Here is a 23,169-nt window from a genome sequence, read left to right as displayed (position 1 = left end):
CTCAAAGCTCCGGCTCGTTGAACACCCGGGTGCCGATCCGGCTCTGGAGATCGATCGGTCCGCCGGTCTGGCCGCCGGCCCCGTCGACCACGATCACGGGCACGCCGGCGCTGCGCATCTGCTCGCGCAGGCGCTCGACCCGGGTGCGGAAGGTCCCCTTCTCGCTGGACGGAAGGTGCAGGAGGACCGCCGCGGGCCGGGGCATCATGGCCAGGACGTCGTCCGCCGCATCGAGGGACGCCGTGACGCTGGCATAGCCCAGCTCGGCGAGTTCGGCGGAGAGAGCCCGATCGACGGCGCGGTGGCCATCGTCGACGACGAGAACTTTCTGCAGCGCACCCATGATGCAAGCATTAACCCGTTGCGCGCCTTTCGGGAAGGCATCGCGGCAACAACTCCGGTAGCCGCCAAAGGTTCATGCGGGGCGGGCAAGATGCCGCGTGGCAAGCCTTAATCGCCACCACGACGCGGCGGCGCAACATCCTGCCGATAAAGGAGTAAAACCAAAGATCGCGCGGCGGTCTCAAGCCTCGGCGACAGCCGTGACGACGCCCGCGAGCAGCGTCGTCGAAAATCGCGAGGGCCGCCAATCATCCACAGTTTCGTCGCGGGCGATACCGCGGTGCAACAGGCGCGCGGCGCTCGCAGGCCCGCGGAAGGCAAGGCGCCCATCGGGCTCGCGGCGGATCCGGAGCAGGCCGCCCGAAGCGGCGCGCTCCGGCGAGGCGAGCAGGAGCGCGACGTCGTTCGCGTCGCGCCGGCCCGCCACCAGCGCCGTCTCGTCGAACACCACGATATCGACGATGCCCGGCCGGCCGGGCGTGCGCGCGCTCAGGCGCACCGGCGCCCGGTGCACGAAGAGGATGCTGCGCAGGCGCGCGGCGACGCCCGCCTGCGCGAGCCCGGGCTCCATCCAGCCCGGCGCCACCAGATGGGTGGGCCCCTCCCGTGCCAGGGCGGCCGACAGGGAGACGCTGTCGAAGACCGGATGCGACTCGAGCGTCGCCCCGCTGAGGAGGGCGGCCGCGAGGCCAGGCACGAGGCCGCGCAGGTCGGTGGGCGGGAGAAGGCTCACGATCCGGTCGCCGGGCTCGATCCGGGCGGGGGCGAGGCACAGGGCCGTCGCGGCGGTGAGCGCGTCGCCGTCCCGCAGGACGGGCCGGGGCGTCTCCTCGCCCGTGAAGGTGACGAGCCCCGCCGCCTCGGCGCTTCCGAACGCCGCCGGATCGCCCCGGTGGTCGAGGACGACGCGGTCGAGGCCGATCACCCCGTCCGGCACGTGGGGGCCGAAGGCCGCGACGAAGCGCAAGGGGAAGTAGCGCGCCGCGACCCGGCACAGGCGCTCGGCCGGCCGGTCGGCGCCGAGCTGGCCGTGGGTGATCACCGCCTGCAGCTGCGCCGCCTCGGCGGCCTGGAGCAGGCGCGCCTCGTCCCAGGTGACGGGGATGAGGCAGGGCAGGTGGCCGGCCTGCTCGATCGCCATCAGGGCGAGGTGGCTCTCCGCCACGCCGGCCATGCACAGGCCCACCGGGCTGCGCGGCGGCAGGCGCAGCGCCCGCAGGCCCGCGGTGAGCCGCGCCGCGATCTCGCGCGCCGCCGCGAAGGTCCAGGTGATGGCCGGCCGCCCGCTCCAGGCCGGCTTGTCGGGCTGGTCCACGAAGGCGATGCGGTCGGGATGCCGGTCCGCCGTCGCGGCGAGCAAAGCCGCGAGGCCGAGGGGACGGGCCGGCGCGCGCGCCGGCTCCGGCTCCGCCCCGGGGCGAAGGGCCCCCGCGTCCCGTCTCGCCGCCTGTTGAGCCGCCACCACGCACCTCGTCCTCTCAAGGGCGCGACTCTCTGCGGCCATGGTTAAAACACCCTGAAGATCGCCCTCGCCAGGGACACGGGCATGCGGTAAGGCGCGACGTCCGGGAGGTCATGTCTTCGCCTCAATCCGCGGGGAAGCAGGCACCCGGAGGTCGAGCGAGGTCGCCGGCCGCGCTCCCGCACACGCCCAACCGCCGCAGGCGCGGCTCAAGGCTTCGAGAACCAAGCCGTTTCGAGGGGTTTCCACCTGATGTTCTTCGCGACTCGTTCCGCGCGCCCGCACCAGGCCGCCGCCTTCCTCGCCCTGGCCGGGCTCGGGCTCGGCCTCGCGACCGGCCCCGCCCTGGCCCAGCCCAAGAAGCCTGCCGCCCCCGCCCAGCAGCCGGCCGCCCCCGCCCAGCCGGCTCAAGGCGCCGCCCAGCAGCAGACGGGTCCGCAGGTCGTGCAGGTGAAGTCCGAGCCGTCCCAGACCGAATGGACCAAGGTCTGCGGCAAGGACCAGGGGAGCGGCGCCGAGGTTTGCTACACCACCCGCGACTTCGTCTCCGAGCAGGGCCAGCCGGTCCTCGCCGCCGCGATCTACGACCTCAAGGGCGCGCAGGGGAATGCGCGCGTGGCGCGCTTCCTGCTGCCGCTCGGCCTCCTGCTGCAGCCCGGCATCCGCTTCTCGGTGGATCAGGGCCAGGCGCTGCCCGGCCGCTACGCCGTCTGCTTCCCGAACGGCTGCTTCGCCGAGGTGCCGGGCCTGAAGGACGACATCATCGCGGCCCTCAAGAAGGGCACCACGCTGAACCTGAGCGTCCAGAACCAGGCCCAGCGCGAGGTCACCTTCGCGGTGCCGCTCGCCGGCTTCGGCAAGGCCTTCGACGGCGCCCCGATCGACCCGAAGGTGCTCGAAGAGCAGCAGAAGAAGCTCCAGGCCGAGCTGGAGCGCCGCAGCGAGGAGATGCGCAAGCAGCTCGAAGCGCAGAAGAACGGCGCTGCGGCCCCCGCGGCACCCCAGGCTCCCGCCGCCAACGCCGCGCCGAAGTAAGCGCCAGGACGCGATTCAACGAGAAAGGGCCGGGTGGCGACACCCGGCCCTTTCTCGTTGGCCGATCGGCGCGAGGAGCGCGCGCTCAGTTCGCGCCGTCGCCGCGCATCCGGTAGGTCCCGGTCGCGGCGTCGTGCACGAAGAGTTCGGGGATGCGGGCGTGGCGCAGGGCCTCGCCGGAGGTGTCCGGTACGAGGTTCTGCTCGGACACGTAGGCCACGTACTCGGTCTCCTGGTTCTCGGCCAGGAGATGGTAGAAGGGCTGGTCCTTGGAGGGCCGCACCTCCTCGGGGATCGCCAGCCACCATTCCTCGGTGTTGCTGAACACCGGGTCGACGTCGAAGATGATGCCGCGGAACGGATAGATCCGGTGGCGCACCACCGCCCCGATGTTGAACTTGGCGCGGCGGATCGCGACGGGGCCGGGATCGGGGTGCGGGGACATGGCTGGCAGCGGGGAGGTGGCGGGCAGATCGGCGGGAGAGGTCGAGCGGGAACGCATCCGACACAGGTAAGTGCGGCGGCGCGGGATTGCACCCGCGCCGCCACGCCACATCATGCCACAGGAACCGATCCGGCGGGAGCTTCAGCCCAACAGCCCCGGCCCGAGAGCCCTCAGCCCAAGCCGTAGGTCCGGGCGAGGTCGGGATCCTTGCTGGCGACGAGCTTGGCGAGGTTCACGATCACGCTCGCCTGTTTCCAGGTGGCGTCGTCCTGCATCTTGCCGTCGAGCATGACCGCGCCGGTGCCGTCCGGCATCGCCTCCAGGATCCGCTTGGCGAAGGCGACCTCGGCCGGATCGGGCGCGAAGACCTTCTTGGCGATGGCGACTTGGCTCGGATGCAGCGTCCAGGCGCCCGCGCAGCCCATCAGGAAGGCGTTGCGGAACTGCGCCTCGCAGGCGGCGCTGTCGGAGAAGTCGCCGAACGGGCCGTAGAAGGCCTTGATGCCGTTCGCCTGGCAGGCATCGACCATCTTGGCGATGGTGTAGTGCCAGAGGTCCTGCTGCACGCTCGCGCGCTCGGCCACGCCCTCGACCGGATCGGCGATGACCCGGTAGTCCGGATGGCCGCCGCCGACCCGGGTCGTCTTCATGCCGCGGGAGGCCGCGAGATCCGCCGGGCCGAGGCTCATGCCGTGCATGCGCGGGGAGGCGCTCGCGATGGCGTCCACATTCGCCACGCCCTCGGCGGTCTCCAGGATCGCATGGACGAGGATCGGCTTCGTCACCCCGGCCCGGGCTTCGAGCTGGGCGAGGAGCTGGTCGATGTAGTGGATGTCCCACGGCCCCTCGACCTTGGGCACCATCACCACGTCGAGCCGGTTGCCGACCTCGGTGACGATCTCGAACAGGTCGTCGAGGATCCAGGGGCTGTTGAGCGCATTGATGCGCGTCCACAGGCCGGTGCCGGCGGCGGCGAAGTCGGTCGCCTGCGCCATGGCGATGAAGCCCTTGCGGGCGGCGAGCTTCTGGTCGGCCGGAACCGCATCCTCCAGGTTGCCCAGCACCACGTCGACCTGGGTGGCGAGCTCCGGCACCCGGGCGCGCACCTTCTCATTGTGCGGGGGCACGAAGTGGATCATGCGCTCCAGGCGCACCGGCAGCTCGCGGAACGGCGCGGGCGCACCGGTGGCGAGCGGCTGGAAGAAGCGGCGCGGCAGTTTCATGACGGAGGTCTCCCGACCGAGAAAGGGTAGCGTGAGCCCTGCGCCGCGCGGGGCGGGGAAGCGCGTCCGCTGCCCTGGCTCACACCCGAGGGTTAGTGCAAGGGCTGCGTCAGCGTAAAGACGCGTGCGATCCGCCGATGGTCGAGTGCGGACGGGCGGCCGGGGGCGGGACGTGGATTTCCAGGCGCTGTTCGATCTTCTGGCGCCCTTCTTCGGGCTCATCGCCGTGGGCTGGGCGGCGGGGCGCTTCGTCCCGCGGCCCGAGGGGCCGGCGGGCTTCGCGTGGCTGCAATTCTACGTCATCTATGTGGCGCTGCCCTGCCTGTTCTTCCGCCTCGTCTCCGACAAGCCCCTCGGCGAGGTGATGAACGGCCGCTTCGTCGCCGGCACCACGCTGGCGACCGGGCTCGCCTTCGCCCTGTCCCTCGCCATCGGCCTCAGGGCGAGCCGCGGGGCTCTGGCGGAGGCGACGCTCCAGGGCATGGCCGGCTCCTACGCCAATATCGGCTATATGGGGCCGCCGCTCGTGCTCGGGGCGCTCGGGCCCGCTTCGGGCGCGCCGGTGGCGCTGGTCTTCGTGTTCGACAGCCTGTTCCTGTTCACCCTCGTGCCGCTGCTGATGGCCCTTTCGGGCCACGAGCGCCGGAGCCTCGCGGCGGCGCTCGGCACGGTGCTGGTGCGCGTCGCCACCCATCCGTTCAACCTCGCGGCGGCGGCGGGCGTCGTCTGGGGCGCCCTGCAATGGCGCCTGCCGATCGTCCTCGACCGCATCTCCGGCTCGCTCGCCCAGACCGCCGCGCCGACCGCCCTGTTCATGCTTGGACTCACGGTGGCGCTCCGCCCCGCGCGCCTGCCCCCGCCGGAGGTGGCGGCCCTCGTGACGGTCAAGCTCCTGGTGCACCCGCTGATCGCGCTCGGCTTGCTCACGCTGGTCGGCGGCCTGCCCCCGGTCTGGATCGCCGCCGGGGTGCTGATGGCGGCGCTGCCGCCGGCGCTCAACATCTTCGTGGTCTCCTCGCAATACGGGCTCGGCACCGAGCGCGCCTCCGCCTGCCTCCTCGCCGGCACCCTGGCGTCGATCCTGACGCTCACGGCCTTCGTCTGGGCGGTGAAGGGCGGGTGGCTGGTGGCGGGGCTGTAGCGGCTCGCGGATCCGGCCGATGGGAGCGCCCGTCCCACTCCCGACCCCGGGATGAGGTCGGGAGTGGGATCCGCCGCGCAAGCTTGGGCCGCGGGCCTTCGCGGGCGGCGAAGCGCGCCTCGCGCAATCACGCATGTCGGCGGCGAGGGGGGCATGCGATGGAGTCCGCCGGACTGGGCGCAGGTCCGCCCGGCCCGCGAACGAGGAAACGCCGATGGGATCCGCCGTGGCCCCCGGGGGCCTGCTGCTGCCCGGGCTGGTGGCCGGGGCGACCATCCTGCTCTGGGCGACGGCGCGGCTGCCCGAATACCTCACGGCGCTCCTGTTCTTCGCCGCTGCCATGGTGCTGCAGGCCGCCCCGGCGGAGGCGGTCTTCGCCGGCTTCCAGTCGGCCGCCTTCTGGCTGGTGCTGAGCGGCTTCGTGATCGGCGCGGCGATCCGCAAGGTCGGCCTCGCCGACCGGGTGGCGCGCCGGCTCGCCCCGCATCTCTCCGGCTCCTGGCCGCGCCTCGTCGGCGGCACCGTGGCACTCACCTACGCGCTCGCCTTCGTGATGCCCTCCAACATGGGCCGCATCGCACTCCTGATGCCGATCGTCATGGCGCTCGGCCGGCGCTGCGGCCTCAAGGAGCGCGGGCGCATCGCGCTCGCCCTGGCGGTCGGCTTCGGCACCTTCCAATTGTCGGCGAGCATCCTGCCCGCGAACGTGCCGAACCTCGTCATGGCGGGCGCGGCCGAGAGCGCCTACGGGCTGCATTTCGGCTACCTGTCCTACCTCGCCCTCCACGCTCCCGTTCTCGGCCTCCTCAAGGGGCTGGTGCTGGCCGCCTGCCTCTGTGTGCTGTTCCCGGACCGCCCCCGCGCGGTCCCGGCGGAGCCGGACGAGCCCCTCGGCCGGGCGGAGCGGCGGCTCGCCCTCCTGCTCCTCGCGACCCTGCTCCTCTGGGCCACGGACACGCTCCATGGCGTGTCCCCGGCCTGGATCGGCCTTGCCGCCGCCTGCCTGTGCCTGCTGCCGCGGATCGGCTTCCTGTCGGGCGAGGATTTTTCGTCCGGCGTGAACATCCGGACCTGCCTCTACATCGCGGGCGTGCTCAGCCTCGCCGCAGTGGTGGCGCGCACGGGCCTCGGCGATGCGCTCGGCCGGCTGCTGCTCTGGATCCTCCCGCGCGATCCGGCCCATCCGGCCCTCGGCTTCGCGTCGATCCTCGGCGTCGTCTCGGTCCTGAACTTCGCGGTCACCGGCAGCGCCGCGCCGGCCCTGTTCACGCCGCTCGCCCGGGCGCTCGCGGATGGCACCGGCCTGCCGCTCCCGACCGTCGTCATGGCGCAGGTGATCGGCTACGCGACGCCGCTCCTGCCGTACCAGGCGGCGCCCATCGTGGTGGCGATGGGCATGGCCGGCGTGCCGGCCCGCGACGGCCTGCGCCTGTGCCTCGCGGTGGCGCTCGTCACCTTCGCGCTGCTCGCGCCCCTCGACTACGCGTGGTTCCGCCTGCTCGGCTGGATCGGCTGAGCCGGCTTGGTCCTCCGGGTCGATCGCTCCCGGGTGCGGTTTCGCACATGCGAAGGGGCGGGCCCGGAACGGGGCGGAAAACGCGGCGTTTTCTCCGCGAGGCGGGCGGCGGAGGACGTGAGCGATGTCGGGATCGATCCGGCGGCGGGGCTTGGCCTGCGCCGCGATCCTTCTGATCGGCAGCAGCACGATGGCGCCGGCCCTCGCCGGCAGCCGGGCAGCGGAGAGGCCGCACAAGGCCGCGCGGGTCGAATTCACGGCGGCCGACCTCGCGGCGGCGCGCCCCGACGGCCTGCCCAGCGACGTGCGCCTGCCCGCCGACGACCCGCAAGCCTATCGGGCTTTCCTGGAGCAGGCGCCGCAGGCCGCCAAGGCTCCCTGGCTCGTCCTCTCCGGCGGCGGTGAGAACGGCGCCTTCGCGGCCGGGCTGCTGAAGGGATGGTCGGCGGCCGGCGACCGGCCCGATTTCGGCGTGGTCACGGGCGTCTCGACCGGGGCGCTGATCGCGCCCTTCGCCTTTGCGGGCCGCCGCTACGACGACACCCTCGAACAGGCCTACACCCAGACCACCGCCGCGGATGTGTTCGAGTTCGGCGGCGGCAGCGAGAGCCTGACCGATACCTGGCCGCTCAAGCGGCAGATCGAGCGGAGCGTCACGCCCGCGCTCCTCGCCGACATCGCGGCCGAGCAGCGCAAGGGGCGCCGCCTCCTCGTCGTGACCACTGAGATCGACAGCGGCCGGCCGGTCCTGTGGGACATGGGCGCGGTCGCCGCGAAGGGCGGTCCCGCCGCCCTCAAGCTGTTCCGGCAGGTGATCCTCGCCTCCGCGGCGATCCCGGGCATCTTCCCGCCCGTGATGATCGACGCCGAGGCCGGCGGCAAGAAGTTCCAGGAGATGCACGCGGATGGCGGCGCCACGGCGCCGTTCTTCGTGGCGCCCGGCCGCACCCTCCTGGGGGAGGAGCCCGACCCCGGATCGATCCCCGCGCCCGCTCTCTACCTCGTCGTCAACAACACCCTGTCGTCCGACTTCCAGGTCACCCAGCGCAGCACACTCAGTATCCTCGGCCGCTCGCTCTCGGCCGCGATCCGCGCCCAGACGGCGACGGCGATCGCGCTGACCAAGACCTTCGCGGCGCGCACCGGGCTGCCCCTGCAGGTGGCCCTGATCGATTCGCGCTTCACGCGCCGCTCGCCCGGGCTCTTCGACCAGGGCTACATGCGGGCGCTCTTCGCGCATGCCGAGCGGCTCGGTCGCGCCGGCACGGCCTTCGACTGGACGCCCGACGCGATCACGACCAGCACGGTGCCGGCGGGCGACGACCGGCGCGCCGACGCCCGGCGGCAGCCGTAAAGCGAACTCAACCGGCCGGGACGAGGCGCACCGTGCCCGTCCCGGGATCGACCGAGACGGCGCGGTAGAAGCAGGAGCGGCGGCCCGTGTGGCAGCAGCCGCCGTCGCCGCCGACCCGGACGCGCAGCAGGAGCGCGTCCTGGTCGCAATCGACCCGCATCTCCACCACGGTCTGGATCTGGCCGCTCGTGGCGCCCTTGTGCCAGAGCTCGCCCCGCGAGCGCGACCAGTACCACGCCTCGCCGGTCTCCAGCGTGCGCGCGAGCGATTCGCGGTTCATGTGGGCGAGCATGAGGGGCGCGCCGGTCTCGGCATCGACGGCGAGCGCCGTGATCAGGCCGTCCGGCCCGAAGCGCGGCGTGAAGGCCGTGCCCTCCTCGACCTCGCGGGGGCTGCCGGGCGGGGGAAGATCGATCGCCATCAGCGCTGGTCGCGCACGAGGGTGAGGAAGCGGACCTGCTCGTGCGGGTCCTGCTTGAACACGCCGGTGAACTGCGTGGTGAGGGTCGAGACGCCGGCTTTCTGCACGCCGCGCATCGCCATGCAGAGATGCTCGGCCTCGACCATCACGGCGACGCCGCGGGGATTGAGCACCGAATCGATCGTCTCGGCGATCTGGGCCGTCATGGTCTCCTGCGTCTGCAAGCGGCGCGCGAAGGCATCGACCACCCGGGCGAGCTTCGAGAGCCCGACCACCCCGCGGCGCGGGTAGTAGGCGATGTGGGCCTTGCCGATGAACGGCACCATGTGGTGCTCGCAATGCGAGTGGAACGGGATGTCGCGCACCAGCACGATGTCGCCGTAGCCCTCGACCTCCTCGAACACCCGGTCGAGGATGTTGGTCGGGTCCTGGCGGTAGCCGCCGAAGATCTGCTCGTAGGCGCGCGCGACGCGCTGGGGCGTCTCGCGCAGGCCCTCGCGCTCCGGATCGTCGCCCGCCCAGCGGATCAGCGTGCGCACGGCGGCCTCCGCCTCCTGGCGGGTCGGGCGTTCGGTGATGCGCTCCGGACGGGCCACGTCGCTGCGCCTGTCGGCCGCATCCGGCAACCGAACCGACAAGGACTTCAGCACCGCATCCATGGAGCCTCCCGCCCGCGGGATACGGGCCTCGCATCGTGTCGTCAGCCCCGGGCGGATGGGGACGAGCCTCCCGGGGACGCGCCGCGTCCCGCATGCTCGCGATCCGGCACTGGGCCGCCTATATCGTGCCTCAGGGTCCGGCGCGCAATGCGCCGGCTGCACATCAGATCACATGGGCCGCCCTCTGCTCCAAGTCCACGGGGAAGTCCATCTGGTGTGGGGAGCCCGCCCTCGTCCATAAGTCCGAGCCGCCATGCTGAGCGACATCTACAACCGGCGCATTCTCGAACTCGCCGCGGACATCCCCCGGCTCGGCCGCCTGGCGGCCCCGGAGGCGAGCGCGAGCAAGCATTCGAAGCTGTGCGGCTCGACCGTCACGGTGGACCTCACCACGGAGGGCGACACCGTCACGGATTTCGCCCATGAGGTGAAGGCCTGCGCGCTGGGGCAGGCCTCGTCCTCGCTGATGGCCCGCCACGTGGTCGGCGCCACCGCCGCGGAGCTGCGGGAATTGCGCGATCAGGTGCGGCGGATGCTCAAGGAGGGCGGCCCCGCCCCCGAGGGCAAGTGGGCCGCCTTCGCCGTGCTGGAGCCGGTGCGCGATTTCAAGGCGCGGCACGCCTCGACGCTCCTGACCTTCGAGGCCGTGGTCGACGCCCTCGACCAGATCGCGGCGCGGCGCGCCCCGGTGCAGGCGAGCGCGTGAGCCTGCCCCGCCGCGCCGCGCATGTCGCCATCCGCGGTTACCAGCTCACCCTGTCGGGCCTCGTCGGGCGCCAGTGCCGGCACTGGCCCTCCTGCTCGGCCTACACGGACGAGGCGATAGAGCGGCACGGGCTCTGGGCGGGCGGCTGGATGGGCTTGGCCCGGATCTGCCGCTGCGGCCCCTTCGGCACCCACGGCATCGATCTCGTGCCCGAGCGGCTGCCGGAGGGCGCCGCCTGGCACCGGCCCTGGGCCTATGGGCGCTGGCGGGGCGTCAACGCGCCGGCCACGCCGCTCGCCGAGGAGGTGCACGATCCCCTCCCGGGCCCTTGACGCGGATTCTCGCGCGCTGGCCTTTTCCGGCGGCGCTGCTATGGAGGCGGCCTTGATCCCATCCGCTTACCTGCACGGTGCGCAGGAGTGAGCCGAAGGAGCTTCCATGCCGATCCTGACATTCCCCGACGGCGCCACACGCGCCTACGACGCCGCGGTCACAGGCCGCGCGGTGGTCGAGGGCATCGCCAAGTCGCTCGCCAAGCGCACGGTCGCGATGGCGCTCGATGGCACCGTCCACGACCTCGACGACGCGATCACCCATGACGCGCGCATCGAGTTCCTCGACCGCACCGACCCGCGGGCCCTCGAACTGATCCGCCACGACTGCGCGCATGTGCTCGCCGAAGCCGTGCAGTCCCTCTGGCCCGAGACCCAGGTCACGATCGGCCCGGTGATCGAGAACGGCTTCTACTACGATTTCTACCGCGAGACCCCGTTCACGCCCGACGACTTCGCGGCGATCGAGGCGCGGATGCGCGAGATCATCGCGCGGGACGCCCCCTTCACCAAGGAGGTCTGGGCGCGCGACGACGTGCGGGCGCTGTTCGCCGACAAGGGCGAGAGCTTCAAGGTCGAGCTCGTGGACGCGATCCCGCCGGGCGAGGACCTGAAGATCTACCGGCAGGGCGAGTGGTTCGACCTCTGCCGCGGCCCGCACATGACCTCCACGGGCAAGATCGGCGCGGCCTTCAAGCTCATGAAGGTCGCGGGCGCCTACTGGCGCGGCGATTCCTCGCGGCCGATGCTGAGCCGCATCTACGGCACGGCCTGGGCGAGCCAGGCCGATCTCGACGCCTATCTCCACCGGCTGGAGGAGGCCGAGCGGCGCGACCATCGCCGCCTCGGCCGGGAGATGGACCTGTTCCACTTCCAGGAGGAGGGGCCGGGCGTCGTCTTCTGGCACCCGAAGGGCTGGACCCTGTTCCAGGAGCTGATCGCCTACATGCGGCGGCGCCTGAAGGGCGACTACCGCGAGGTCAACGCTCCCCAGATCCTCGACAAGGCCCTGTGGGAGACCTCGGGCCACTGGGACTGGTACCGGGAGAACATGTTCGTCACCAAGACCGAGGACGAGCGCGTCTTCGCGATCAAGCCGATGAACTGCCCCGGCCACGTGCAGATCTTCAAGCACGGCCTCAAGTCGTACCGCGATCTGCCGCTGCGCCTTGCGGAATTCGGCGCGGTGTCGCGCTACGAGCCCTCGGGCGCGCTGCACGGGCTGATGCGGGTGCGCGCCTTCACCCAGGACGACGCCCATGTCTTCTGCACCGAGGACCAGCTCGCCGCCGAGTGCCTGAAGATCAACGACCTGATCCTCTCCACCTACGCGGATTTCGGCTTCGACGAGATCGTCGTGAAGCTCTCGACGCGGCCCGAGAAGCGCGTGGGCTCGGATGCGCTCTGGGATCACGCCGAGGAGGTGATGACCCGGGTGCTCGCCCAGATCGAGGAGCAGTCCGGCGGCCGCATCAGGACCGCGATCAACCCGGGCGAGGGCGCCTTCTACGGACCCAAATTCGAGTATGTGCTGCGCGACGCCATCGGGCGCGACTGGCAATGCGGCACCACCCAGGTGGACTTCAACCTGCCTGAGCGGTTCGGCGCCTTCTACGTCGATGCCGACGGGCAGAAGAAGACGCCCGTGATGGTCCACCGCGCCATCTGCGGCTCGATGGAGCGCTTCGCCGGCATCCTGATCGAGCACTTCGCCGGCCATTTCCCGCTTTGGCTCGCGCCCCTGCAGGTGGTGGTGGCGACGATCACCAGCGACGCCGACCTCTATGCCCGCGAGGTGCTGGCGGCGGCGGAGGCGGCGGGGCTTCGGGCCGAGCTCGACCTGCGCAACGAGAAGATCAACTACAAGGTCCGCGAGCACTCGCACGCCAAGGTGCCGGTGATGCTGGTGGTCGGGCGCCGCGAGGGCGAGGAGGGCACGGTCTCGATCCGGCGCCTCGGCAGCCAGCAGACCCGCACGGCGCCCCTCGACCAGGCGCTCGCGGAGCTCGTCGCCGAGGCGACCGCCCCGGACTGGCGCCGCCGCGATGCGGTGGAAGCCACGGTGCCGAGCGGGAACGTGGCCCTCGACGCGCATCACGGGGTCGCGGCGGCGCCTTAAGCCTGCCGACAGCCGCCGCACCTTCGTGCGGCGGCTCCAGGGCCGGCCGTCTCGAGGTCAGCGCTTGCGCACGAACTCCGTCCGCAGAACGAGTCCCTTGATGGTGTCGTGGCGGCAGTCGATCTCCTCTGGGTTGTCCGTAAGCCGGATGGAGCGGATGACCGTGCCCTGCTTCAGGGTCTGGTTCGCACCCTTGACCTTCAGGTCCTTGATCAGGGTCACGGAATCGCCGTCGGAGAGAATGTTTCCGGCTGCGTCGAGAACCTTGACCTCCGCGGCCGCCGCGGCGGCTGCCACTTCCGAGGCCGGACGCCATTCGCCGGTCGCCTCGTCGTACACGTATTCGTCGTCGTCCTGGACCATATCTGCCTCCATCGTGAGCCGGACGCCTTCTCGCGACCCTCAGGGCAGCCGGCAAGAGCCCGAGGAGCAGACCGGGACAGATGCGCGCTGGCTTCACTTGGCTTCCGGTTGATCCGTCAGGGGCGGCTCGGCCGGTGGCGAACTCATCCCGACGGCCCAAGCTGTTGACATGTCGGGCTGTTGACCCGTCTCGAATGCGCGACGCCAAGCCAGAGACCTGACCGAACGAAGAACCGGCCTCCGCTTCTCCCGGACAAACTCTAGAACCCGAACGGGTCCGCGAAGGGCAGGGGCCGGCGGCGGACCGGCGTCTCGGGCACGATCGGGCGTCCGATATCCACGGCGACGAGCCCCTCGACCGCGAGCGCCAGCACCGCCGCGACGCCGTCCACCGCATTCTGGACCACCGCCGCGCACTCGACCAAGCGGCCCGTGCCGCATTCGTCGAGGTAGTGCAGGATCCGCACCCGGTCGCCCGCCGACACGAAGGTGCGCCGGCAGGCCATCACCAGCCGCACCGTCGAGATCCGAGGCTCGGCGCGCAGCGTCGCCGCGCTCTCGATCACGAAGCGCCGCCCATCCTCCGCCACCACCGGCTCGCCCGCCACATAGGCGACCCGGAACGGGTGGCGTGCGAGATCCGCCTCCGCCACCACGTCGACCAGCAGCCCCGGCTCGTCCGTGCGCGTCTGCTCGAAATCGGCCGCGTGCTCCACCACCTCCCCGCCCACCAGCAGCCGCGCGGGGGCCGGCGCGGCACGCAGCGACTCGACCGCCGGATCGAGGGCCGCGATCGCCAGGAAATCGGCCACCAGCGCCATGCGCGGCGCCGCGATCGCGGGCGCCGGCATCGACCGCCGGCCGCTGCCGCGCACCGCGCTGCGACGGGTGCCGGGCCGCTCCAGCAGGGCGGCAGGATCGTGCAGGAGAGGGGCGCTCATGGCCGGTCGATGCTCCGGAAACGCGGGCAGGCGCAGGCACGGCGCGCCCGCACTTCAAGATCTTGCCGCTTCATCTCACAGGAACATTACGCGAACGTTTCTGCCCCGGTCAACGGCACCACAATGCCACTGAGAGAAGCGTTGCCATGATGGTCTTATCCCTCACGCCGCTTTGCGTCGCTCACCCGTCGCAAGGCGGGCGGGAATGCGATGCTTGGACGCGCCTGTGCTTGCATCAATCACGCCAAATCGCTCGCTATTCGATCATCCTTATGCTACAAGAGCATCCGTGGAAGCGGGGGTCCGCGCGACCCCCGCAACCACCTTCGAGCAGGTGAGATCGATCGCATGAGCGCAACGACCGACAAGCAGATCGCGGAGATTCTCGCGACCTACGGGGAGCCGCTGGCCGGCAATGTCTGGCGGGTGCAGGGGACCGCCGTGATCTACCACAAGGCCCTGGAGCGGATCGCCGCCCAGGCCCGCATCCGCTTCGACGCGCCGGTGATCGTGCGGGCGGAGCGCGACGAGGCGGTGATCCTGGTCACCGGCCACATGCCGGGCGCGAACGGCGACCGCACCGAATGGTCGATCGGCGAGGCGCTCATCGGCGTGAACTACCGCGTCTCGGCCAAGCAGGCCGCCTACGTCTTCGCCATGGCCGAGAAGCGGGCCAAGGACCGCGTCATCCTCAAGCTCGTGGGCCTGCACGGCCTGCTCTACTCCGAGGACGAGGCCGACGAGTTCAAGGCCTCCCGCCCGGACCTCCAGCCAGCGGCCAAGGCCAAGGGCGGCCGGGAGCCGGAGGAGGAGGCCGCGGCGGAACCCGCCGAGGTCGCGGCCTCCGAGGCCGACCTCTCCGGGGAGGCCGATCTCAAGGCGCAGATCGACCGGGCGAAGAGCATCAACGCCGTGACCGACCTGATGCTCGCCCCCGAGACACAGGCCCGGCTCGCCGCCATGGCGCCGGGCCTGCGCGACGAGGTGCGCGAGCATGCCAAGCAGCGCCTCGTCAGCCTCGGCTGGCCGGCCAAGAGCCGCAAGGCGGCGGCGGCCTGACGAGCCGCAAGCCGCGGCCCGATTCTCACGCCTTCAGGCGCTTGCGGGGGCGGTCCGGGATCCGGGCCGCCCCTCATCGCATGTGCGGCAGCGCACGCCGCATCGGCCCCATTGGCTGGATCATGAAGGGGGATTAGTCGCTCGCCGCCTTGCTCCGGCCCGCCGCCGGAGCAAGATGCGGCGTGCGGACGCGAACGGACGGATCGGGCAGGGGATCGGCACGTTGTCCTGCTCAGAGCCACGGGCTTGCGACCGACTCGCCCTTGATTCGGCTCATCAAGAGCAAGATGATGCGCTGGTGGTCAAGCTTACGTGAGCCCGCCCGGAGAACCGTTCGGGGCGATGCAACCGGTGAACTGGACGCCCGTTCCATGCCTATGAGCGATTCCGGCGACGCGAAGCCACAACCCGTCATCCTGGTCGTCGAGGACGAACCGGAGGAGCGCTTCCTGGCAGCCACGCTGCTGGAGGAGACGGGGTTCCGCGTGATCGAGGCGGAAACCGCCGAGAAGGCCCTCGCCATCCTGCGCGAGCGGGGCGAGGAGGTGAACGTCGTCTTCTCCGACGTGCGCACCCCGGGACCGATCGGCGGATTCGAACTCGCGCGGATCATCGGCGTGACCTGGCCGCGCGTCCATGTCCTCCTCACCTCCGGCGATGCCGGCGACCAGCCGAGCGATCTGCGGATGTCCGCCACCTTCATCCCCAAGCCCTGGCGGGCGCTCGACATCCTCACGCTGGTCGAGCAGGCGGCCGGCTATCACGGCGGACGCTCCCCGGTGGGGGACGCGAGCGCAGGCTAGAAACGCCTCCCGCGATTCGGCAGGCAGCACGACGCGATGGCGCCGCCGAGGGGCCGCGCGGCGCGCGGCCTGCCCCGGACCGATCGCGAGCTGCGCCTTCATGAATTTCCACCCTTGGCGTAGGGGACCGGCCAAGCGGAACCGGCTTGTCGCGAGTCTGCGCCAAGTTCTCGGCACGAGCGGCGGAGGGGGATTGCACGGCAAGGTGAATGCGCGGGCAGCCCTGATCCGGAACCGGGATGCGAGGCGTTACGCAACCCGGCCGGACCGACCGCGTTGTTACTCGTGATTTGTTGACACCTGCCGCCTCCTGATCCCGTGCGGGTTTCGGGTGGATCCCCAGAACTGGAGACAGGGCCCCGCCCGAAGACGCGCCATGAAGGTGATCCCGAGCAACCATGCGGCCAGTTTCGGCCAGACGCACGCGACGGCCTCGTCGCTGGCGGATGCGCTGCTGCTCGCCAAACTCGGGCATGACCTGCGGCTGCTCTACACCGAGTTGGTCGATCAGCCGGTGCCCGAGGCGCTGAGCCGGCTCATCGCGCGTCTCGACGCGATCGACGCGGAGCACCCCGATCAGGCGTGAGCGGCGCGGCAAAGGCGGGAGGAGGGGCGCCGCGACTGTACCGCGGAAGTGACAGAATCGCCCTACCGTTGCCGCACCACCGATGATGCCTTGAGATTGGGGACGATCTGGTGTGGGTTGGGGCCGATCGACGGTCCGGCCCTCCGCCGGCGGATCCCCGCTGTCTCCCGGTCGCATGCGCCCTACCTCCCGCACCTGCCGCGCCCTCCTGCTGACACTCGGCCTCGTCGCGGGGATGGGGGAGGCGGGCGCCGCCACTCCGCCGCCCCAGCCGAAGGACGGGCCGGGCGGCACCGCCTACATCGCCCAGAGCGTCGTCAAACGGGCCCTCGGGCGCCCGGGCGCGGTCACCTTCGCCTTCTACGGCAACGGCACGGCTCCTGCGGCGGGGCGCCCCGTCGTCGTGTTCCTGCATGCCTGGGGTGCGACCAACCCCCAATCCTACGGCTCCTGGATCGAGCACCTCGCCCGCGAGGGCTACCTCGTGCTGTTCCCGCGCTTCCAGGAGGTGAACCGCACGCGGCCGGCGGATGCCAGCGCGACCGCCGCGAGCCTCGTCAAGGAGGCTCTCGACGCCCTTGCGGGCGACGCGGAGGCCAAGCCCGACCCTGCCCGGGTGGCGCTGATCGGCCATCTGGCGGGGGTGCCGATCGCCGCCAACCTCGCGGCCCATGCCCAGGAGACCGGGCTGCCCGTGCCCAAGCTCCTCTTCGGCGCGATGCCGGGCGGCATCGCCCGGGATGAGAAATCCCGCGGCATCGCCCTGCAGGATCTCGGCCGCATCGCCCCGGCAACGCTGATGATCACCATCATCGGCGACCGCGACGCGCGGGCGGCGGATCTCGCAGCCCGGCGCCTGATGCGCGAGAGCACGGCCGTTGCGCCCGAACGCAAGCTCCTGATGCGCGCCCTTTCGGACGATCACGGTTTCCCGGCGCTCTCCGCCACCCTGGCCTCGCCCGCAGGAACCAACCCGGCCTATGACGCGGCGGCGATCAAGCTGCCGCCCGAGCCGCCGAAAGACGCCAGGCAGAAGCCGCCGCCCTTCAAGTGGTCCGCCGACATGGCGCTCACCGGCGAGCAGACCACCCTGGTGGCCCAGATCAACGGGGCGGGCACCGACAGCCTCGACTATCTCGCCTACTGGAAGACGTTCGACATGGCGGCGGCCGCCGCCTTCGCGGGGCAGGACACCGCCGCCCTGAAGGCCAATCCCCGCTTCACCGACATGGAGCGGTGGAGCGACGGCTGGCCGGTGCGGCGCCTCTCGGCCGAGACCCCGCGTCCGCCGGCGGAGCGGCCCGCCGCCACCGCCGCGACGCCCAAGCCCGCCTCGGCCAAGCCCGCCTCGGCAAAGCAGGCTCCGGCGAGGCCGGCCGGAGCCTCGCGCCCGCGCTACTGAAGGAGGCGGGGACCCGCCATCCGGCCGAGGCTCCCCGCCACCCGATCACGTCTGTCGCCGAACCATGGGGCGCCTCGGCGCAGGAGGCTCAGGAGGTCCCGATGAAGCTCTACCACTCGGTCACGTCTCCCTTCGTGCGCAAGGTGATGGTGACGGCCCACGAACTCGGCCTCGTCGGCCGCCTGGAGCTGCTGCCGGCCGCGGCGCATCCGGTAAACCGGGACGGCGGCATCGTGGCGCATAACCCGCTCGGTCAGGTCCCGACCCTGATCCTCGACGATGGAACCGTGCTCGCCGACAGCCGGGTGATCTGCGAGTACCTGGACCATGTCGGGCAGGGTGGCCTGTTCCCGCGCAACTCGGACCGCTGGGGCGTTCTCGCGGCGCAATCCCTCGGCGACGGCCTGCTCGATGCGGCGCTCCTCGTCGTCTACGAGGGCCGGGTGCGGGCGGAGACCGAGCGCTCGGAGGCCTGGGTCGCGGGCCAGCGCGCCAAGATGGAGAGCGCGCTCCAGCGCATCGAGGCGGTGGCCCCCAGCCTGGGCGACCGGCTCGACATCGGCACCATCACCTTCGCCTGCGCCCTCGGCTACCTGGACCTTCGCTTCCCCGAGATCGACTGGCACGGCCGCTACCCGGCGGCGGATGCATGGTTCGCGCGCTTCAACGCCCGCCCGTCCATGCGGGCGACGATGCCGGCCTGACACCCTCCCGCGTTCCCTTCCCGCGTTCCTTCCCGCATTCTTGGCGCGGCCCTTGCACGCCTTCCCCGGTGCCTCATCCCTCCGATGCATCATCGGGTCACGCCATGAACGACTTCGTCGCGCTCCTCCTCGCCGCGCTCGCCTTCTGCCTCGGCTTCCTGGGGCTCGGGCTCGCCGTGCAGGTCGCGCTTCACTTCCGTCTCGGATCCCCCTTCCTCAGCGAGGGCAACTTCCTCCAGGTGGCGCTGGCTCTGGGCCTCGCCGTCGCGACCTGGCGCCGGGCCATGCGCGCCGCCTAGAGCAGGATCCGTTCACGGTGGACCGGATCCTGCTCCAGGTTTTTGATTGTGCCGCATTGTCTGCGACGAACCGGCATCCACTTCGTCGGAAAATGCTCTAAGGAGCCATGCGGGCGCCGGATGGCGGTCCTGCTCCGCGGCCCGTTGCATGACAATGGCATTTCTCGCGAGTCTCGCGGCACGGGAGAGATGCCGCCATGCCCGACCGCCTCATCGGAAAAGTCGCGATCGTCTTCGGCGCCGGCTCGGCGGGAACCGGCTGGGGCAACGGCAAGGCCGCGGCCGTGGCCTTCGCACGCGAGGGGGCGCGGGTCGTCTGCGTCGACCGGATCGCCGGGGCCGCCGAGGAAACCGCGCATCTCATCGGCGAGGAGGGGAACGAGGCCGAGGCCATCGCCGCCGACGTGACCGACAGCGAGGCGGTGGCGCGCGCAGTGGCCTTCACCGAACGGCGTTTCGGCGGGATCGACATCCTGCACAACAATGTCGGCCTCGCCGAACCGGGCGGCCCGGAGGATCTCGACGAGGCCGCGTGGCTTCGCGCGATCGAGATCAATGTCGGCGGCGTCTGGCGCACCTGCCGGGCGGTGCTGCCCGGGATGCGGGCGCGGCGCCGGGGCGCGGTCGTCAACATCTCGTCGGTGGCCTCGATCCGCTGCTCCGGCGCGCCGGTCTTCGCCTATGCGGCGGCCAAGGCTGCGGTGAACCAGGCGACGGTGGCGGTGGCGATACAATATGCCCGCGACGGCATCCGGGCGAACGCGATCCTGCCGGGCCTGCTCGACACCTCGCTGCGCGACGATTGCCGCACGGCCGGCACCCGCGATGCCGGGCGCGACCGCCTCGTGCCCCTCGGGCGGCTCGGCGAGGCCTGGGACATCGCGCATGCGGCGGTGTTCCTGGCCTCCGACGAGGCCCGCTTCATCACCGGGGTCTGCCTGCCCGTGGATGGCGGCCAAAGCTGCTGCATGGCGGCGCTGAGCTAAAGCCGGGTGCCGGCGGGGAGCCCGGCCTCCATCGCCTGCGCCACCGGCGCACCGTGGCCGATGCGCCACAGAGCGGCCATACACGCCCTGGTATGAAGGGTGCTTCGCGGAGTTCGTCCGCCGGTCCCCCCTTCATACAGGTCTCCTGCCCGCATGATCGTCGTCGAGGACACCACCGGCCCGGCCGGGCCGCATCCCGTGCTGGCCGTGACCGGTCTTGCCCGCGAGGCGCGCCTCGCCGCGGGGCCGGGCGTCGCCACTCTGGGCGCGGGCGGCGATCCGAAGCGGCTGCGGGAACTCCTGAAGGAGCGGGTCCGGCCCGGCTGCCGGGCGGTCATGAGCATCGGCATCGCGGGCGGGCTCGACCCGGACCTCGCCCCCGGCGACGTGGTGGTGGCGACCGGCGTCGTCGCGGCGGGCCACCGCCAGGCGGCCCATCCGGAGGTGGTCCGGGCCCTGGCCCTGCGCCTCGCCGATGCGCCGTTCCGGGTGGTGCGGTCGGATCTCGCGGGCGTCGACGCGGCCGTGCTGTCGCCCTACGCCAAGGCCACGCTGCGCACGGAGACGGGCGCCGCCGCCGTCGACATGGAATCCCACGTGGCGGCCGCCTTCGCGCAGGCGCACGGCCTGCCCTTCTGCGCGGTGCGGGTGGTGTGCGACCCCGCCGACCGGGCGCTGCCCGCCGCGATCGCCAAGGCCCTCAAGCCGAACGGCGAGCCCGATGTGCTCGCCGTCCTGTCGGCGCTGGCGCGCCGCTCCGCCAAGGTGGGCGGGCTGGTGCGCCTCGCCCGCGATTCCTCGGCGGCCTTCGCCTCGCTAGGCCGCTGTCGCGCGCTTCTTGGCTTCGGCCTCGGCGTTCCGGATTTCGGAGAGCTTCTGCGCGACGTTGCGTGAGAACACGAACTCCGCCGGCCGCTGATTCTCCAGCGAGATCTCGGGGGCCATCTCGCCCTCGGTCTTGATGCCCTTCAGGGCGAAGACCAGCGGCTTCCAGGGCTTGCGCACCGAATCGACCACCGAGGACGCCTCGTAGCCCGAGTGCACCATGCAGTCGGCGCATTTCTCGTAGTTGCCAGTGCCGTAGGCGTCCCAGTCGGTGGTCTCCATCAGCTCCTTGAAGGTCTTGGCATAGCCTTCGCCGAGCAGGTAGCAGGGCTTCTGCCAGCCGAAGACCGTCCGGGTCGGGTTGCCCCAGGGCGTGCAATGGTAGCTCTGGTTGCCGGCCAGGAAGTCGAGGAACAGGCCCGATTGCTGGAAGGTCCACTTCTCGCGGCCCTTCTGCTTGCCGAGGCGGAACACGCCGCGAAAAAGCTCCTTCGTGGCCTTGCGGTTGAGGAAGTGCTGCTGGTCGGGGGCGCGCTCGTAGGCGTAGCCGGGGGAGACGGTGATGCCGTCGATGCCCATCCGGGTCACGCTGTCGAAGAAGTCGGCGATCCGCTCGGCTTCCGAGTTGTTGAAGAAGGTGCAGTTGATCGTGACTCGGAAGCCGAGGTCCTTCGCCTTCTTGATCGCCGCCACCGCCTTGTCGTAGACGCCGCGCTGGCACACCGACTTGTCGTGCATCTCCTTGTCGCCATCCAGGTGGATCGACCAGGTGAAGTACGGGCTCGGCTTGTACTGCGAGATCTTCTTCTCGAGCAGCAGCGCATTGGTGCAGACGATCGCGAACTTCTTCTGCGCGATGATGCCTTCGACGATCTGCGGCAAGTCCTTGTGCAGCAGAGGCTCGCCGCCCGCGATGACGACGACGGGGGCGCCGCACTCGCGAACCGATTCGAGCGCCTCGTCGACCGGCAGACGCTTGTTCAGGATCTCGTCCGGATAGTCGATCTTCCCGCAGCCGGCGCAGGCCAGATTGCAGCGGAACAGCGGCTCCATCATCATCACGAGCGGATAGCGCTTGCGGCCCGTGAGGTGCTGCTTGAGGATGTAGCCGCCGATCTTCGCGACGTACCGTAGGGGGATGCCCAAGATCGAGGCTCCTTGTCTTGCTTGCAGGGGTGGAACCGCGGGTCCTTAACGCGAAAAGCGGCGGAATTCCAGCGACCTAGGTTCGAATGGCTCTAACCATGCCCCAAACCCGGCGGTAAGGCAAAGCTAACTCGCTCTTCGAGCCCCTCCAATGCCGAGATCGCAACCGGGGTGCGACGCTGCAGCGCAGCAATCACCTCCCGCACGACCGTTTCGGGGGTCGAGGCGCCGGCCGCGAGGCCGATGGTCCGGGCCTGCCCGAGATCGATTCGGTCGAGATCCTGCGCCCCCTCGACGAGGTGGCTCGGCCGTCCGGCCTCGCCGGCGATCTCGCGCAGGCGATTGCAGTTCGAGGAGTTGCGCGCGCCGACGACGAGGATGAGGTCGGCGATCTCGGCCAGCGCCCGGACCGCCGTCTGCCGGTTCTGGGTCGCGTAGCAGATGTCCCGCGTGTCGGGGCCCACAAGGTCGGGAAAGCGCGCCGCCAGGGCCGCGATGATCGCGCGCGTGTCGTCGACGCTGAGCGTGGTCTGGGTCACGTAGGCGACTGGGGTCTCGGGGCTCAGGTCGAGCGCCGCCACCTCCGCCACGCTGCCGACGAGATGGACCGGGCCGTCGACCTGGCCGAGCGTCCCCTCCACCTCGACATGGCCCGCATGCCCGATCAGCACCAGCACGCGCCCCTGCGCGGCGTAGCGTCGGGCCTCGGCGTGGACCTTGGCGACGAGCGGGCAGGTCGCATCGATCGTCGGCAGGCCGCGGGCCTCGGCTTCGGCCTCAACGGCGCGCGGCACCCCATGAGCGGAGAAGATGGTGAGGGCGCCGTCCGGCACCTCGTCGAGGGATTCGACGAAGCGGGCGCCCTTCGCCTTCAGATCCGCGACCACGCGTCCGTTGTGGACGATCTCATGGCGGACATAGACCGGGCCCGAGGACTGCGCCAGGGCCCGCTCCACGGTCTCGACGGCCCGCACCACCCCGGCGCAGAAGCCCCGCGGCTGGGCCAGGACGAGTCTCACGCCGGTCTGCTCGGGTCCTCCCGCCACCTCGAATCCCCGCCCGATGCGCCAGAACGGCCGCTTTGCGCCCGATCCGGCGCATGCGTGGCGCTGACGGGCCGTCTTAAGGCGGCGATCCTGCGCGAGTAAAGCTCAAGCTTGCCCCTGCGGCCATGGCTCCGCGCAGGCCGCTGCAACTCTCGCGTCCCGGACCCGTTTCGAGCCAATGCGTTGCAATCCCTCTTTCGGCCCACTACTTAGCGCGCCATCGTCCCGGAACGACCCAGGGGCCGCCCGGCTTG

General features: G+C 71.2%; 25 protein-coding genes. 15 read left to right on the top strand and 10 right to left on the bottom strand.

Annotated features, from left to right (window positions below; genetic code table 11):
* Position 1: 1 nt before the first annotated feature.
* Together MNOD_RS33945 and MNOD_RS33940 are read right to left on the bottom strand one after the other, a co-directional pair.
* Complete coding sequence (locus MNOD_RS33945) at positions 2-343, bottom strand: response regulator (RefSeq protein WP_015933485.1); 342 nt, start codon at positions 341-343, stop codon at positions 2-4.
* Between the two features lie 180 nt (positions 344-523).
* Positions 524-1,804 carry an AMP-binding protein gene (locus MNOD_RS33940; RefSeq protein WP_157091621.1) on the bottom strand — a complete coding sequence of 427 codons (1,281 nt, stop codon included), beginning with the start codon at positions 1,802-1,804 and terminating at the stop codon, positions 524-526.
* A gap of 252 nt (positions 1,805-2,056) precedes the next feature.
* Between MNOD_RS33940 and MNOD_RS33935 the strand changes: the two genes are divergently transcribed.
* Positions 2,057-2,839, top strand: coding sequence for an invasion associated locus B family protein (locus tag MNOD_RS33935; protein ID WP_015933483.1), 783 nt, complete (start codon positions 2,057-2,059; stop codon positions 2,837-2,839).
* Positions 2,840-2,924: 85 nt separating this feature from the next.
* Here MNOD_RS33935 and hspQ read toward each other — a convergent pair whose 3' ends face one another.
* Both hspQ and MNOD_RS33925 read right to left on the bottom strand, forming a co-directional pair.
* The gene (hspQ, locus tag MNOD_RS33930; RefSeq protein WP_043749914.1) at positions 2,925-3,284 is read right to left on the bottom strand and encodes a heat shock protein HspQ; all 360 of its coding nucleotides are present in this window, start codon (positions 3,282-3,284) and stop codon (positions 2,925-2,927) included.
* Positions 3,285-3,454: 170 nt separating this feature from the next.
* Positions 3,455-4,507 (bottom strand): HpcH/HpaI aldolase/citrate lyase family protein, encoded by a 1,053-nt coding sequence (locus tag MNOD_RS33925; RefSeq protein WP_015933481.1) that lies wholly within the window; start codon positions 4,505-4,507, stop codon positions 3,455-3,457.
* Positions 4,508-4,652: 145 nt separating this feature from the next.
* Here MNOD_RS33925 and MNOD_RS33920 point away from each other — a divergent pair, with 145 nt between their 5' ends.
* The 3 genes from MNOD_RS33920 to MNOD_RS33910 all read left to right on the top strand — a co-directional run bounded on the left by MNOD_RS33920 (position 4,653) and on the right by MNOD_RS33910 (position 8,518).
* A complete protein-coding gene (locus tag MNOD_RS33920; RefSeq protein WP_244424613.1) occupies positions 4,653-5,648 on the top strand; it encodes an AEC family transporter in 996 nt (331 codons plus the stop codon).
* Positions 5,649-5,862: 214 nt separating this feature from the next.
* Positions 5,863-7,164: an SLC13 family permease gene (locus MNOD_RS33915; RefSeq protein WP_015933479.1), complete on the top strand. Its 1,302-nt coding sequence runs from the start codon at positions 5,863-5,865 to the stop codon at positions 7,162-7,164.
* Positions 7,165-7,288: 124 nt separating this feature from the next.
* Positions 7,289-8,518 carry a patatin-like phospholipase family protein gene (locus MNOD_RS33910; protein WP_015933478.1) on the top strand — a complete coding sequence of 410 codons (1,230 nt, stop codon included), beginning with the start codon at positions 7,289-7,291 and terminating at the stop codon, positions 8,516-8,518.
* Positions 8,519-8,525: 7 nt separating this feature from the next.
* Here MNOD_RS33910 and hisI read toward each other — a convergent pair whose 3' ends face one another.
* Complete coding sequence (gene hisI, locus MNOD_RS33905) at positions 8,526-8,939, bottom strand: phosphoribosyl-AMP cyclohydrolase (protein ID WP_015933477.1); 414 nt, start codon at positions 8,937-8,939, stop codon at positions 8,526-8,528.
* Positions 8,939-9,598: a GTP cyclohydrolase I FolE gene (gene folE / locus MNOD_RS33900; protein ID WP_015933476.1), complete on the bottom strand. Its 660-nt coding sequence runs from the start codon at positions 9,596-9,598 to the stop codon at positions 8,939-8,941. The genes hisI and folE overlap by 1 nt, the downstream gene beginning before the upstream one ends.
* Positions 9,599-9,851: 253 nt before the next feature.
* Between folE and MNOD_RS33895 the strand changes: the two genes are divergently transcribed.
* The 3 genes from MNOD_RS33895 (at position 9,852) to thrS (ending at position 12,755) form a co-directional block, all read left to right on the top strand.
* Positions 9,852-10,304: an iron-sulfur cluster assembly scaffold protein gene (locus tag MNOD_RS33895; RefSeq protein ID WP_015933474.1), complete on the top strand. Its 453-nt coding sequence runs from the start codon at positions 9,852-9,854 to the stop codon at positions 10,302-10,304.
* A complete protein-coding gene (gene yidD, locus MNOD_RS33890) occupies positions 10,301-10,636 on the top strand; it encodes a membrane protein insertion efficiency factor YidD (RefSeq protein WP_015933473.1) in 336 nt (111 codons plus the stop codon). Before MNOD_RS33895 ends, yidD begins: the two co-directional genes overlap by 4 nt.
* A 106-nt stretch (positions 10,637-10,742) precedes the next feature.
* On the top strand, positions 10,743-12,755 hold the full coding sequence (gene thrS / locus MNOD_RS33885; protein ID WP_015933472.1) for a threonine--tRNA ligase: 2,013 nt from the start codon (positions 10,743-10,745) through the stop codon (positions 12,753-12,755).
* Between the two features lie 57 nt (positions 12,756-12,812).
* Here thrS and MNOD_RS33880 read toward each other — a convergent pair whose 3' ends face one another.
* Positions 12,813-13,118 carry an alkylphosphonate utilization protein gene (locus MNOD_RS33880; RefSeq protein ID WP_015933471.1) on the bottom strand — a complete coding sequence of 102 codons (306 nt, stop codon included), beginning with the start codon at positions 13,116-13,118 and terminating at the stop codon, positions 12,813-12,815.
* Between the two features lie 260 nt (positions 13,119-13,378).
* Positions 13,379-14,059: a hypothetical protein gene (locus MNOD_RS33875; RefSeq protein ID WP_015933470.1), complete on the bottom strand. Its 681-nt coding sequence runs from the start codon at positions 14,057-14,059 to the stop codon at positions 13,379-13,381.
* Positions 14,060-14,407: 348 nt separating this feature from the next.
* On the opposite strand from MNOD_RS33875, the gene MNOD_RS33870 reads away from it, so the two are divergent.
* The 8 genes from MNOD_RS33870 to MNOD_RS33835 all read left to right on the top strand — a co-directional run bounded on the left by MNOD_RS33870 (position 14,408) and on the right by MNOD_RS33835 (position 20,792).
* Positions 14,408-15,118 (top strand): hypothetical protein, encoded by a 711-nt coding sequence (locus tag MNOD_RS33870; RefSeq protein ID WP_015933469.1) that lies wholly within the window; start codon positions 14,408-14,410, stop codon positions 15,116-15,118.
* A 377-nt stretch (positions 15,119-15,495) separates the two neighbouring features.
* Entirely contained in the window at positions 15,496-15,921 is a 426-nt protein-coding gene (locus MNOD_RS33865) for a response regulator (protein ID WP_043749913.1), read from the top strand.
* 376 nt (positions 15,922-16,297) lie between these two features.
* The gene (locus MNOD_RS33860) at positions 16,298-16,507 is read left to right on the top strand and encodes a NepR family anti-sigma factor (protein ID WP_015933467.1); all 210 of its coding nucleotides are present in this window, start codon (positions 16,298-16,300) and stop codon (positions 16,505-16,507) included.
* Between the two features lie 175 nt (positions 16,508-16,682).
* Positions 16,683-17,909, top strand: a complete 1,227-nt coding sequence (locus MNOD_RS33855) for a dienelactone hydrolase family protein (RefSeq protein ID WP_015933466.1) — start codon at positions 16,683-16,685, stop codon at positions 17,907-17,909.
* A 101-nt stretch (positions 17,910-18,010) separates the two neighbouring features.
* Complete coding sequence (locus MNOD_RS33850; RefSeq protein WP_015933465.1) at positions 18,011-18,613, top strand: glutathione S-transferase family protein; 603 nt, start codon at positions 18,011-18,013, stop codon at positions 18,611-18,613.
* 104 nt (positions 18,614-18,717) lie between these two features.
* On the top strand, positions 18,718-18,912 hold the full coding sequence (locus MNOD_RS33845) for a hypothetical protein (RefSeq protein ID WP_015933464.1): 195 nt from the start codon (positions 18,718-18,720) through the stop codon (positions 18,910-18,912).
* 197 nt (positions 18,913-19,109) lie between these two features.
* Positions 19,110-19,898 (top strand): SDR family NAD(P)-dependent oxidoreductase, encoded by a 789-nt coding sequence (locus MNOD_RS33840; RefSeq protein WP_015933463.1) that lies wholly within the window; start codon positions 19,110-19,112, stop codon positions 19,896-19,898.
* A 153-nt stretch (positions 19,899-20,051) separates the two neighbouring features.
* Complete coding sequence (locus tag MNOD_RS33835) at positions 20,052-20,792, top strand: phosphorylase (RefSeq protein ID WP_015933462.1); 741 nt, start codon at positions 20,052-20,054, stop codon at positions 20,790-20,792.
* On the opposite strand, the gene hpnH is transcribed toward MNOD_RS33835, so the two are convergent.
* Together hpnH and ispH are read right to left on the bottom strand one after the other, a co-directional pair.
* On the bottom strand, positions 20,715-21,869 hold the full coding sequence (gene hpnH, locus MNOD_RS33830) for an adenosyl-hopene transferase HpnH (RefSeq protein WP_015933461.1): 1,155 nt from the start codon (positions 21,867-21,869) through the stop codon (positions 20,715-20,717). The two genes, MNOD_RS33835 and hpnH, sit on opposite strands and share 78 nt — an antisense overlap.
* A 92-nt stretch (positions 21,870-21,961) precedes the next feature.
* Positions 21,962-22,888 (bottom strand): 4-hydroxy-3-methylbut-2-enyl diphosphate reductase, encoded by a 927-nt coding sequence (gene ispH / locus MNOD_RS33825; protein WP_043752846.1) that lies wholly within the window; start codon positions 22,886-22,888, stop codon positions 21,962-21,964.
* Between the last annotated feature and the right edge of the window lie 281 nt (positions 22,889-23,169).

The organism is Methylobacterium nodulans ORS 2060 (assembly GCF_000022085.1).
In the GTDB taxonomy this organism is placed as follows: Bacteria; Pseudomonadota; Alphaproteobacteria; order Rhizobiales; family Beijerinckiaceae; genus Methylobacterium; species Methylobacterium nodulans.
Note: the sequence above shows the minus strand (reverse complement) of the source record. Positions and strands in the feature narration are given on the sequence as shown.